General features: G+C 55.6%; 11 protein-coding genes. 2 read left to right on the top strand and 9 right to left on the bottom strand.

Translation table 11 applies throughout. The features are described from left to right. Complete coding sequence (gene apaH / locus DW56_RS04710; RefSeq protein ID WP_024553808.1) at positions 1-852, top strand: bis(5'-nucleosyl)-tetraphosphatase (symmetrical) ApaH; 852 nt, start codon at positions 1-3, stop codon at positions 850-852. A gap of 55 nt (positions 853-907) precedes the next feature. Here the strand turns inward: apaH and folA are convergent, their stop codons facing one another. Next, complete coding sequence (gene folA / locus DW56_RS04705; protein WP_024553809.1) at positions 908-1,387, bottom strand: type 3 dihydrofolate reductase; 480 nt, start codon at positions 1,385-1,387, stop codon at positions 908-910. Positions 1,388-1,646: 259 nt separating this feature from the next. Between folA and DW56_RS04700 the strand changes: the two genes are divergently transcribed. After that, positions 1,647-2,261, top strand: a complete 615-nt coding sequence (locus DW56_RS04700) for a LysE family transporter (RefSeq protein ID WP_024553810.1) — start codon at positions 1,647-1,649, stop codon at positions 2,259-2,261. Positions 2,262-2,290: 29 nt separating this feature from the next. On the opposite strand, the gene kefC is transcribed toward DW56_RS04700, so the two are convergent. The 8 genes from kefC to DW56_RS04660 form a co-directional block, all read right to left on the bottom strand. After that, positions 2,291-4,153, bottom strand: a complete 1,863-nt coding sequence (gene kefC / locus DW56_RS04695; RefSeq protein WP_024561982.1) for a glutathione-regulated potassium-efflux system protein KefC — start codon at positions 4,151-4,153, stop codon at positions 2,291-2,293. Next, entirely contained in the window at positions 4,146-4,676 is a 531-nt protein-coding gene (gene kefF, locus DW56_RS04690; protein WP_024551192.1) for a glutathione-regulated potassium-efflux system oxidoreductase KefF, read from the bottom strand. Before kefF ends, kefC begins: the two co-directional genes overlap by 8 nt. A 139-nt stretch (positions 4,677-4,815) precedes the next feature. Continuing rightward, positions 4,816-5,049, bottom strand: a complete 234-nt coding sequence (locus DW56_RS04685) for a YgdI/YgdR family lipoprotein (protein ID WP_024551193.1) — start codon at positions 5,047-5,049, stop codon at positions 4,816-4,818. Positions 5,050-5,151: 102 nt separating this feature from the next. After that, positions 5,152-5,640: a toxin-antitoxin system YwqK family antitoxin gene (locus tag DW56_RS04680; RefSeq protein ID WP_024551194.1), complete on the bottom strand. Its 489-nt coding sequence runs from the start codon at positions 5,638-5,640 to the stop codon at positions 5,152-5,154. Between the two features lie 144 nt (positions 5,641-5,784). Continuing rightward, complete coding sequence (gene carB / locus DW56_RS04675) at positions 5,785-9,009, bottom strand: carbamoyl-phosphate synthase large subunit (protein WP_024551195.1); 3,225 nt, start codon at positions 9,007-9,009, stop codon at positions 5,785-5,787. Positions 9,010-9,026: 17 nt separating this feature from the next. After that, entirely contained in the window at positions 9,027-10,175 is a 1,149-nt protein-coding gene (gene carA / locus DW56_RS04670) for a glutamine-hydrolyzing carbamoyl-phosphate synthase small subunit (protein WP_029697229.1), read from the bottom strand. Between the two features lie 467 nt (positions 10,176-10,642). Further along, positions 10,643-11,464: a 4-hydroxy-tetrahydrodipicolinate reductase gene (gene dapB / locus DW56_RS04665; RefSeq protein WP_024551199.1), complete on the bottom strand. Its 822-nt coding sequence runs from the start codon at positions 11,462-11,464 to the stop codon at positions 10,643-10,645. 204 nt (positions 11,465-11,668) lie between these two features. Then, complete coding sequence (locus tag DW56_RS04660; protein WP_024551200.1) at positions 11,669-12,301, bottom strand: serine-tRNA(Ala) deacylase AlaX; 633 nt, start codon at positions 12,299-12,301, stop codon at positions 11,669-11,671. Positions 12,302-12,313: the final 12 nt, after the last annotated feature.

Raw genomic sequence — 12,313 nt, 5'->3', positions numbered from 1 at the left:
ATGTCAACATACCTGATAGGCGACGTTCACGGTTGCTACGATGAACTGGTCGCCCTGCTAAAGCATGTCGAATTTACTCCCGGCAAAGATACGCTGTGGCTGACAGGCGATCTGGTGGCGCGCGGCCCCGGTTCGCTGGAGGTGCTGCGCTATGTCCGCTCGCTTGGCGATGCGGTGCGCGTGGTGCTGGGCAATCACGATTTGCATCTGCTGGCGGTCTACGCCGGCATCAGCCGTAATAAACCGAAAGACCGTATTACCCCCCTGCTGGAAGCGCCAGACGCTGACGAGCTCATTAACTGGCTGCGTCGCCAGCCGCTATTACAGGTGGATGAAGAGAAAAAGCTGGTGATGGCGCATGCTGGCATTACGCCCCAGTGGGACCTGCAAACCGCTATAGAGTGCGCCCGCGATGTGGAAGCGGTGCTTTCAAGCGACAGCTATCCGCTCTTTCTCGACGCCATGTATGGCGATATGCCAAACAACTGGTCAACGGATCTCACCGGCCTGGCGCGCCTGCGTTTCATTACCAATGCATTGACGCGGATGCGCTACTGCTTCCCGAACGGCCAGCTTGATATGTTTTGCAAAGACACGCCGGAAAACGCGCCTGCGCCGCTAAAACCCTGGTTTGCGATCCCGGGGCCGGTATCGCAAAACTACGCCATTGTTTTTGGGCACTGGGCATCACTTGAAGGCAAAGGCACGCCGGAGCATATCTACGGGCTGGACACGGGCTGTTGCTGGGGAGGAACGCTGACCTGCCTGCGCTGGGAAGATAAAACTTACTTTACCCAGCCTTCGAATCGCCAGCTTGATCTGGACGAAGGCGAAACGGCAGTCGCGTCGTAATGCGCGTCGGCGCCCTCAGGCGAGGGCCGCCGAATGCGAGGCTCAGGTGCGCCGCTTATCGGCGCTCCAGAATTTCAAAGCAGTAGCTGTGCGAATTCTGTTCGTCTGCGTCATGAAATTCGCTGAACACAGACTGCCATTCATCGGGCTCATAATCCGGGAAATGAGTATCGCCTTCCACTTCCGCATCAATGTGAGTGAGATAAAGACGCTGCGCTTTCGGCAGGAACTGCTCATAAACGCGCCCGCCGCCGATCACCATGATCTCCTGCGCATCTTCACAGGCTTTCAGCGCCTCTTCCACTGAACTGACCCAGACGACGCGATCGTCATCACCGGCTTTGCTGCTGAGAACGATATTTTTACGACCGGGCAAAGGGCGACCGATAGACTCCCAGGTCAGGCGGCCCATAATGACCGGTTTGTTCAGCGTTGTACGCTTAAACCAGGCGAGATCGGCTGGCAAATTCCACGGCATGGCGTTTTCCATGCCAATAACGCGATCCACAGCTAACGCTGCAATCAGATTGATCATTGGTTAATTCCTGGATGGTAAAAAAATTGCCGCCACTATACGTAAAGCGCATTCCTTAGTCGACTAACGCAACGTAAGCGATCGGTAAAATTTTCCGTTCTGCCGGATCTTCCACAACCCTGGCTGGACGGAGGACTATCCACTTACGCCACGGTTAACAACATAATCGCAGAAGGCGAAATTTACGGGCTGCTTGCGCGATCTTTTTGACAACTTTTTACGCTATAGTTCTGCCCACGTTTTAGAGTGAGATACCGGTATGCTTGAAACCACCTTATTTGTCGCGACGATTGCCGCGCTGGGGATGCTCTCCCCCGGCCCCGATTTTTTTCTGGTGATTAAAAACGCCGCACGCTATCACCGCACTGCCGCGCTCACTACCGCGGCGGGCGTAATTTGCGGCGTGGTGACCCATATGACCTACTGTGTGGCCGGCATCGCCGTGGTTATCACCACAACGCCCTGGCTGTTTGGTCTGTTGAAATATGCGGGCGCCGCTTATCTTATCTGGCTTGGCGTACAGGCGCTGCTTTCCCGCGGCGGCAGTAAAATTTCTGTCAGCGACGTCGCGCGTGAACAGGTTTCGCTGAAAAAAGCATTTTTACAGGGTTATCTGTGCAACCTACTTAACCCCAAAGCGACCCTCTTTTTCCTGGCGATGTTCACCCAGGTCCTGAACGTGAACTCCGGTTTAGGCGAAAAGCTCTGGTACGCGGGCATTATTGTTGGCCTGACGGTGGTCTGGTGGCCGCTGCTGGTGGTGCTGATCCAGAGCGATCCGGTGCGTCGCGCATTAACCAGAGCGCAGAAAATTATTGATAAGCTGCTCGGCGGCATGCTGCTGGCGCTTGGGATTAAAGTTGCCCTGAGCTAATAAAAACGCCCCTTACGGGGCGCTTTTTATCAGACCTGCGGCTTCACTTCAGGTTCATCCGCCTCGTTACCGGTATGTTTTCCTTCCTGCGTTCCCTGCCAGCCGTGGCGCTGAACTATCGACTGATGCGCCCGGTCTTCGCTGATTATCTCGGTCAGCATCGCGCTGGTGCGCCGGAACGTCGCGGCGCGAGCGGCGGTGTCGTTATCGCCATCCGCCATCTCTTCCACCATTTGCTTATTATAATGGCGAAAGACATCGGCTCTCTCGCGCGCTTCATACGCGCCGATGCCTAACCCTTCCAGCGCCAGGCGGCCCACTTTCAGCGCGCCTTCGAAAGTTTCACGTTCCGGCTGTTCAACGCCCGCCTGGCGCAGCCGGATGTAATGATCGACATCGCGGGCGCGAGCGATAATACGCACATGGGGAAAATGCGCCTGCACGAGTTCCGTAAGTTGCAGGTTAGTTTGCGGGTCGTCAATGGCGTTGATTAACACCTCGGCTTTCGCCACGCCTGCCGACTCCAGCAGATCCACCCGCGTGGCGTCGCCATAGAAGACCTTCATGCCGAACTTACGCAGGGTTTCGATGTGATCGGGATCGTGGTCGAGCACCACCATTTTTACGCCGCTTGAAAGCAGCAAACGTCCGGCAATCTGCCCGAAACGCCCGAAGCCTGCGATAATCACCCGCGGCTGTTCCTCGTCAATTTCATCCGCTTCGCGCGACTGCGCAGGGGCAGCTTTCTCAAGCCGTGTCAGTAGCACCAGCAATACCGGCGTCGCAGCCATAGAAAGCGCGACCGCAAGCGTCAGCGATTTAGCCCACTCCGGATCAAGCACCTGCGCCGTTTGCGCCGCGCCGAAAATTACAAAGGCGAATTCGCTCCCCTGCCCTAACAGCACGGCAAACCAGCGGCGCTGCTTGCCCGGCACTTTTAGCGGTTTCGCCACTACCCACAGCGTTGCCGTTTTAATCGCCAGGAAGCCTACCAGCAGGATAATTACCCGTAGCGGGTTCGCCACCAGCGTACCGAAGTCGACAGACATGCCGACGCCGATAAAAAAGAGGCCGAGCAGCAACCCCTTAAACGGCTCGATATCGCTTTCCAGCGCATGCCGGTACTCGGAACTCGCCAGCAGAACGCCTGCCAGAAACGCCCCCATCGCCATGGACAGCCCGGCCTCTTCCAGCAGCAGGCCAAAGCCAAATACCAGAAATAATGCGACGGCGCTGAAGACTTCCCGCAGGCCAGAGCGCGCCACGAAGCGCAGCGCCGGACGCGCAACGTAACGCCCTATCAGCACCACAGCGGCCAGCGCCGCCACCACTTTCAGCGCCGAAAGCGTAAAAGCGCCAAGCGTTGTGGCCGCGCCGCTGGCGGCCAGCAGCGGTATCATCGCCACCAGCGGGATCGCAGCGATATCCTGAAACAGCAGCACCGCAAAAGCGCTACGCCCCATTTGCGAAACCGTCAGGTTGCGCTCATTCATCGCCTGCATCGCAATCGCTGTAGAAGAGAGCGCAAGCGTCAGGCCAATCAGCACGGCTACCTGCCAGCGCAGACCCAGCGCCATGCAGAACAGCCCAAGCAGCAAACCGCAGGCGACCATCTGCAACGCTCCGCCGCCAAACACCGAAGCGCGCAGCGTCCAGAGACGGCGCGGATCCAGCTCCAGCCCGATGACAAACAGCATTAACACCACGCCGATTTCGGCGAAGTGAAGGATAGACTCGGCGTCGGTCACGAGCCGCAGGCCCCAGGGGCCGATAATACAGCCTGCAATCAGATAGCCCAGCACCGAGCCAAGCCCGAGCCGCACCGCCAGCGGCACTATCAGCGCTGCGGAGCCAAGATAAATCAGCGCCTGAATCAGAGTATGACTATCCACGGTGCGTCTCCTGCCATTCCATTAACCGTTGTTTATAATGTCGCGCCTGGCCTTCCAGGGTTTCATCGTCGCAGACAAAGGCGCCGTGCAGCGTAAAAGGCGGCAGCCATTGCAGCCCGCAATAGAGCGCAGTAGCCTGTAACGGCTGGGCCAGCGCGTCGAAACCCGGATGGTCGCCCAGATCAAAATGATGCGCATCGCCGCCGGTGGTTACGGCCCAGAGCACGCTTTTGCCATGCAGCGCCGTGCCGCCATGACCATAAGCCCAGCCGTGCGTCAGCACCTTGTCTATCCAGAGCTTAAAGAGCGGCGGCACGCTGTACCACTGCATCGGATGTTGCCAGATGATTAACTCCGCCCGGCTTAATGCTTCCTGTTCGGCGACAATATCGATATTGAAATCGGGATAAAGCGCATAAAGCGAGCGCACTTCCACATCCGGCAAAGCGCTTATCTGTTCAAGCATATGCCGGTTGGCGTGGGAGTGGTTCGGGTAGGGATGTGCATAAATAATCAAAATCATGAGGTCGCCTGTCTTGCGGGCACGGTTAATCCCCTGAGTGTAGACGGATTGACGTTTCGCTTACAGGGACAATATGCAGGGCTTTTTCGATGCGCGGAACAGCAGTGGGCAAGCCACTGCTGAAATTAAGAGATGAGGCTTAGTTATCCAGCTCGTTCATCGACTTAACCTGATCGCGGTTAATCTGTTCAGTTTTGCCCGTTTCGGCATTTTCATACGATACCAGGCCGGTATCGTCATCCACCTGCGGTTTGCCATCGGTAACAATGGTGTGGCCATCGGTGGTTTTCACCGCCTGGTTAGAAGAGCAGCCGCTGATAAAAAGCAAGGCGGAGGCGGCCAGAAAAGGGGCGGCAAGATGTTTAACTTGCATAGTTATCTCCCGTTTGTTTGCTGCGATAGTTCTGTAACTATAGCTTCGCAAGCGAAGCAGAAAATCAGAAACAGAAGACTCCTACGCTGCCCTGTCAGTTATTTACGCGCCGCTCGCCGGATAACCCGCTTTATACGTTACGGTTTTCAGCACCTTACCGTTATCGTCATATGTCGTCGCTTTGCCGTCTGCCAGACCTTCTTTATAGGTGATCTCCGTTTTTAACTTACCTTGCGGCGAATAGCCTTGCGACACGCCCTGCGCTTTACAGTTCACTAACGGCGTGTGCGTGCGAAGCTTGCCGTCCGGGTAATAAATATCAAGGTATTCATCGAAACAACGGTTTTTCACCACGGTTTCAAACTTTTTACGGCCATTGTCATAACGCTCCGTTAGTTTTCCTTCCGGGACGTTATCGGTCACGGTGACCGAAGGCGCTTCAAGTTTTTTTGGCTGTAAATCTTCTTTAATGCCCTTCGCGTAATCCGGCGTCATCCCCATCGCATCGATACTATTTGTTACCGAGGAAGAGAATTCCGCGCAGCCCGATAAAGTCAGCGCCAGCGTAACGGCTACCCATGCACGTTGCAAAATGTTCTCCTTAAGTCGGCTATGCCTCTGAACCCGAGCAAGTTTAGCGGGATATCAGGTTGCCCGGACATAAACCCGCCATATCAGGTAGGGGGAAATAAAAAAGCCCGCTTTATAAGCGGGCTTGCAGAGAGAGTGAAGCTGTTACTTCGTGATTTGCGCGTGCATCTCCTGAACGGAGGTCACTTTCTCAGTGGCATCGGCGTTCAGCGCCATCGCGGTAGCGAAGCCGCCGTTCAGCGTAGTGTCGTAATGCACTTTGTATTGCAGCGCGCTGCGGCGAATCAGCTTGGAATCCTCAATCGCCTGGCGTCCTGCGGTGGTATTGATGATGTAAGTGTATTCGCCATTCTTGATGCGGTCCTGAATGTGCGGACGGCCTTCATGCACTTTGTTTACCAGACGCGGGTTAATGCCCGCTTCGCCCAGCACAATCGCCGTGCCGTGGGTGGCGTCGAGTTCAAAGCCATATTTCAGCAGTTTCGCCGCCAGATCCACTACGCGTTCTTTATCTCCTTCACGAACGGAGAGCAGCGCGCGGCCTTTCTTCTTCATGGTGGAGTTGCTGCCGAGCTGCGCTTTGGCGAACGCTTCCGCGAAAGTGCGGCCCACGCCCATAACTTCACCGGTAGAGCGCATTTCAGGCCCCAGAAGCGGGTCGACGCCCGGGAACTTGTTAAACGGCAGCACCACTTCTTTCACCGAGTAGTACGGCGGGATGATCTCTTTGGTGACGCCCTGCTCGCTCAGCGTTTTGCCTGCCATGACACGCGCCGCCACTTTTGCCAGCGGCACGCCGGTGGCTTTAGAAACGAACGGTACGGTACGTGCGGCGCGCGGGTTCACCTCAATCAGGTAAACCTCGTTATCTTTCACCGCAAACTGTACGTTCATCAGACCGCGAACCTGCAATTCGAAAGCCAGCTTCTGCACCTGCTGGCGCATCACATCCTGGATTTCCTGGCTCAGCGTGTAAGCCGGCAGCGAACAGGCGGAGTCACCTGAGTGGACGCCTGCCTGCTCAATGTGCTCCATGATGCCGCCAATCAGCACGGTTTCGCCATCGCAGATAGCGTCGACGTCAACTTCAACCGCGTCGTCCAGGAAACGGTCGAGCAGTACCGGCGCATCGTTAGAAACGCTGACGGCGGTCATGAAGTAGCGACGCAGGTCCGCTTCGTCATACACGATTTCCATCGCGCGGCCGCCCAGTACATAAGAAGGACGCACGACCAGCGGGTAGCCAATCTCTTTTGCTTTTTCAACGGCCTGCTCGATTGCGGTCACGGTGGCGTTAGCCGGCTGTTTCAGCTTCAGGCGATCCACCGCCTGCTGGAAACGCTCGCGGTCTTCCGCACGGTCAATCGCGTCCGGGCTGGTGCCAATCACCGGCACGCCTGCCGCTTCAAGCGCACGCGCCAGCTTGAGCGGGGTCTGTCCGCCGTACTGCACGATCACGCCTTTGGGTTTCTCGATACGCACAATCTCCAGCACATCTTCCAGCGTTACCGGTTCGAAGTAGAGGCGATCGGAGGTGTCATAGTCGGTAGAAACGGTTTCCGGGTTGCAGTTGACCATGATGGTTTCGTAACCGTCTTCGCGCAGCGCAAGCGAGGCGTGAACGCAGCAGTAGTCAAATTCAATGCCCTGGCCGATACGGTTCGGTCCGCCGCCCAGCACCATGATTTTTTCACGATCCTGGTTCGGGTTGGCTTCGCACTCATCTTCATAAGTGGAGTACATATAAGCGGTGTCGGTAGCGAACTCCGCCGCGCAGGTATCCACACGCTTGTAGACCGGGTGCAAATTATACTGCTCGCGCAGTTTACAGATTTCCGCTTCGCGAACGCCGGCAAGCTTAGCAAGACGCGCGTCGGCAAAGCCTTTGCGCTTAAGCATGCGCAGGAAATCGGCGTCCAGCCCGTTGATACCCACCTCTGCGACTTTCTCTTCAAGACGCACCAGCTCTTCAATCTGCACCAGGAACCAACGGTCAATGTTAGTCAGGTTAAAGACGCCGTCTACAGACAACCCGGCGCGGAAGGCGTCGGCGATGTACCAGATACGCTCGGCGCCTGCGTCTTTCAGCTCGCGGCGAATTTTGGTCAGCGCTTCCGGGTCATCCAGGCTCACTTTCGGGTCGAAGCCTGTTGCGCCCACTTCCAGGCCGCGCAGCGCTTTCTGCATGGACTCCTGCTGGGTGCGACCAATCGCCATGACCTCGCCGACCGATTTCATCTGAGTGGTCAGACGGTCGTTAGCGCCCGCAAATTTTTCAAAGTTAAAGCGCGGGATTTTTGTCACGACGTAGTCGATAGAGGGTTCGAACGAAGCTGGCGTACGCCCGCCGGTGATGTCGTTCATCAGTTCGTCGAGGGTGTAGCCCACCGCCAGCTTCGCCGCCACTTTGGCGATCGGGAAGCCCGTGGCTTTGGAAGCCAGCGCCGAAGAGCGCGACACGCGCGGGTTCATCTCAATGACAATCAGGCGACCGTTTTTCGGGTTTACCGCAAACTGCACGTTGGAGCCGCCGGTCTCTACGCCTATCTCACGCAGCACCGCCATCGAGGCGTTACGCATGATCTGGTATTCCTTATCGGTCAGCGTCTGAGCGGGGGCTACGGTGATGGAGTCGCCGGTGTGAATGCCCATCGCGTCGAAGTTTTCGATAGAACAGACGATGATGCAGTTGTCGTTCTTATCGCGCACCACTTCCATCTCGTACTCTTTCCAGCCGATAAGCGATTCGTCAATCAGCAGCTCTTTGGTCGGAGAAAGATCGAGGCCGCGAGCACAAATTTCTTCAAACTCTTCGCGGTTATAAGCAATGCCGCCGCCGGTGCCGCCCATGGTGAAGGACGGACGGATGATGCACGGATAGCCGACATCAGCCGCAACCGCCAGCGCTTCTTCCATATTGTGGGCGATACCCGAGCGTGCGGTTTCCAGACCGATTTTCTTCATTGCCACGTCGAAACGGCGACGGTCTTCGGCTTTATCAATCGCATCGGCGGTGGCGCCAATCATGGTCACGCCGAACTCTTCCAGCACGCCCTGACGCTCCAGCTCCAGCGCGCAGTTAAGCGCCGTCTGGCCGCCCATGGTCGGCAGCACCGCGTCCGGGCGTTCTTTTTCGATAATCTTACGCACCACTTCCCAGTGGATCGGCTCAATGTAGGTTGCATCCGCCATTTCCGGGTCGGTCATAATGGTCGCCGGGTTGGAGTTCACCAGAATGACGCGGTACCCCTCTTCGCGCAGCGCTTTACACGCCTGGGCGCCGGAATAGTCGAATTCACAGGCCTGGCCGATAACAATCGGGCCTGCGCCAAGAATCAGGATGCTTTTAATGTCTGTACGTTTTGGCATGTTTCATTTTCTCCTGATTATTTGGCGGTCTTACGGTAGTGCGCAATTAAGTCAATGAAATGGTCAAACAGCGGCGCGGCATCATGCGGACCCGGGCTCGCTTCCGGGTGGCCCTGGAAGCTGAAAGCGGGTTTGTCGGTGCGGTGAATGCCCTGTAGCGTACCGTCGAACAGCGATTTGTGCGTCACGCGCAGGTTAGCGGGCAGCGTAGCTTCATCTACAGCGAAGCCGTGGTTCTGGGCCGTTATCATAACGCGGTTGTTGTCGATATCTTTTACCGGGTGGTTGCCGCCGTGATGGCCGAACTTCATCTTCACGGTTTTCGCGCCGCTTGCCAGCGCCAGCAGCTGGTGGCCGAGGCAGATGCCGAATACCGGCAGCTCGGTTTGCAGGAAATGCTCAATCGCTTCGATGGCGTAGTCGCACGGCGCCGGGTCGCCCGGGCCATTCGAAAGGAATACGCCGTCCGGTTTCATTTTCAGCACCTCTTCCGCAGAGGTTTTCGCCGGCACGACGGTCAAACGACAGCCGCGGTCAACCAGCATGCGCAAAATGTTGCGCTTCACGCCGTAGTCGTAAGCCACCACGTGATACGGGAGTTCTTCTTCTTTCTTCGCTTCCGGTAGCTCGCCTGAAAGCGTCCAGCTTCCCTGCGTCCAGCTGTAAGGTTCAGCCGTGCTGACTTCTTTCGCCAGGTCCATACCATTCAGCCCCGGGAACCCTTTTGCTTTTTCCAGCGCCAGGCGGGCGTCGAGATTATCGCCTGCGATGATGCAGCCGTTCTGCGCGCCTTTTTCACGCAGCAGGCGGGTCAGCTTACGGGTATCGATATCGGCAATCGCCACGATGTTATGGCGCTTAAGGTAAGAAGAAAGATCCTCGGTGTTGCGGTAGTTGCTGGCAATCAGCGGCAGGTCGCGAATCACAAGCCCCTGGGCATGCACCTGAGAGGATTCTGCGTCGGCTTCGTTAGTGCCGACATTACCGATATGGGGATAAGTAAGAGTGACAATCTGGCGGGAGTAGGAAGGATCAGTGAGGATTTCTTGATAACCGGTCATTGAAGTATTGAAAACGACTTCCCCAACCGCCGAACCTGATGCCCCAATGGCCCGACCGTAAAATTGGGTCCCGTCTTCCAGAACCAACAGCGCTGACTTAATCAAAACGTCCTCCAGGGAATAAACAGTCAATTTATTTGCATATTAATTCAAATCGAGGTGATGAATCAATTGCAAAACAGCCTGCCTGACGAATTTTTGGCAAACGGCGGCATTCTAGAGAGAAGGCGGGGCAAAGTCTACTCTGAAGGTGATTTTTTCTGATATTTTTAGCGCTCTGAGATGAAATAAGCTTAAACAGCAACAAAACCCATGGAAAAGTCAGCGACGAAACCGTTTCGTTGCCAGTGAAAAAAGAAAACAGGGTAGCCAGCATGAAAAAAGCGGACCATTTGGTCAAAATTTACAGAAAGGCAACAAAAATCGTGACCAAAACCATTATTTATGAAGTATTGCTATAAAAAAACGCATGTAACCAATTAAAAAAACAAAAATAAAAAGGGCAATAAATTATTGCCCTGCCAATCAATTAGTTATGATTGTAATAACCACATCACGATGGGTAATTCTTTTTAAATACTGTTCAAATCCAGCACGTCGCGCATATCAAAAAGGCCATTTTTATGACCTTTCAGCCAGATAGCGGAACGAACCGCTCCGTTGGCAAATGTCATCCGGCTTGATGCCTTATGCGTAATTTCAACGCGCTCGCCAATATCGGCAAACATAGCGGTGTGCTCGCCCACAATGTCGCCTGCGCGAACGGTAGCGAAGCCGATAGTGCCTGGCTCGCGCTCGCCGGTATAACCTTCCCGCGCATAAACTGCGCAATCTTTAAGGTCTTTATCCAGCGCCTGGGCGATAGCTTCTCCCATCGCCAGCGCCGTGCCTGACGGCGCGTCCACTTTGTGGCGATGGTGCGCTTCAATGATCTCTATGTCGGTATAGTTACCCATCACCTTCGCGGCTTTCTCCAGCAGCTTAAGCATGACGTTAACCCCTACGCTAAAGTTAGCGGCAAATACGACAGGGATAGTTTTCGCGGCTTCGCCGATGGCCTGTTTGCCGGCATCGTCAAAGCCCGTGGTGCCGATGACCATCCCTTTGCCATGCTGGCGACAAAAGGCCAGATGCGCCAGTGTGCCTTCCGGTCGGGTGAAATCGATAAAGACATCGAAATCGTTAACTACCGCTTCAAGGCTACTTTGAATGATAACCCCTGACTTACCCACGCCCGCCAGCTCACCGGCATCGCTGCCGAGCAGCGATGAGCCTTCCCGCTCCAGCGCCGCGCCCAGCGCCACGCCTTCCATTTGCAGCGTAGCCTGGATCAACTGCCGCCCCATGCGGCCGCCCGCTCCGGCGATGGCGACGCGGATTTGTGCTTCTTGCATAGTTATACTCTTTATATGTTAAAAAATTGCTTACAAAACGTTCTCAGGGTAACCAGCCCGCAGGCGGGCCGCCAGCCGAAAACGCCCATAATTAGAAATTTATGACAAAACGAAGGGGATATCAGTAAAAGACATGAAAGGCGTAAGCTTTTCAGGGATAAGCATACGCCTGCAAAATAAGCGAACCGGTTTTAGCGGCGTGGTTTACTCTTCCAACTGATAAGCCACTATCAACTGGCCTTTTTTGATTTTCAGGCTGGTAAGCTTTACTTCGCCGAGTTCTGCAAGCGAAGCCACGTGCGTACCGCCGCAGCCATAAATGGGTAAATCGCCGAAGCGCACCTGACGAAGCGTATCCTTAAAGGTTACCCGGCGCGGCAAATCGGCGGCAATCCAGGCTGCAATTTTGTCACTCAATGTTGAGATGTCTGGCGCAGCTGCGTCCTGCGCCGCGCTAAAGGTAATTTTCCCTTCGCCAGGCCAGTGATGCGCTTTGACAGGACGCCAGCCCGCCTCTTCGCCGGCATAACCAATCAAATGTCCGGCCGAATGCCAGCGAGAGTGGCGCTTGCGCAGCGGGGCATCTATCTCAAGCCTGACTGTCTCTTCCGCTACAGGCTGCTCAAGAAAATGAATAACTTGCTCGCCACGGTTCTCCAGGCGCACAACAGGAATGCCGTTAAGAGTCCCGCTGTCGGCAGGCTGTCCGCCGCCCTGCGGATGAAAAAGCGTGGCGTTAAGTTCCACTTCATATAAGCCATCGCCGTTTGCCTCGCAGCGTAAGACCTGCGCTTCGCCGCTTATTGCATCGCTGGTGTAATAGCATCTTTCAGTCATCGTTGTCCTCCC

The sequence above is a fragment of the Franconibacter helveticus LMG 23732 genome, assembly GCF_000463115.2.
GTDB classification, from domain to species: Bacteria; Pseudomonadota; Gammaproteobacteria; order Enterobacterales; family Enterobacteriaceae; genus Franconibacter; species Franconibacter helveticus.
The sequence above is the reverse complement of the archived record's forward strand: the minus strand, read 5'-3'. Positions and strand labels throughout refer to the sequence as shown.

What these genes read in the sequence shown, in the direction of transcription:
- apaH (WP_024553808.1), top strand. Translation starts at nt 1, where the DNA reads ATGTCAACATACCTGATAGGCGACGTTCACGGTTGCTACGATGAACTG.
- folA (WP_024553809.1), bottom strand. Translation starts at nt 1,387, where the DNA reads ATGATCAATCTGATTGCAGCGTTAGCTGTGGATCGCGTTATTGGCATG.
- DW56_RS04700 (WP_024553810.1), top strand. Translation starts at nt 1,647, where the DNA reads ATGCTTGAAACCACCTTATTTGTCGCGACGATTGCCGCGCTGGGGATG.
- kefF (WP_024551192.1), bottom strand. Translation starts at nt 4,676, where the DNA reads ATGATTTTGATTATTTATGCACATCCCTACCCGAACCACTCCCACGCC.
- DW56_RS04685 (WP_024551193.1), bottom strand. Translation starts at nt 5,049, where the DNA reads ATGCAAGTTAAACATCTTGCCGCCCCTTTTCTGGCCGCCTCCGCCTTG.
- carB (WP_024551195.1), bottom strand. Translation starts at nt 9,009, where the DNA reads ATGCCAAAACGTACAGACATTAAAAGCATCCTGATTCTTGGCGCAGGC.
- dapB (WP_024551199.1), bottom strand. Translation starts at nt 11,464, where the DNA reads ATGCAAGAAGCACAAATCCGCGTCGCCATCGCCGGAGCGGGCGGCCGC.
- DW56_RS04660 (WP_024551200.1), bottom strand. Translation starts at nt 12,301, where the DNA reads ATGACTGAAAGATGCTATTACACCAGCGATGCAATAAGCGGCGAAGCG.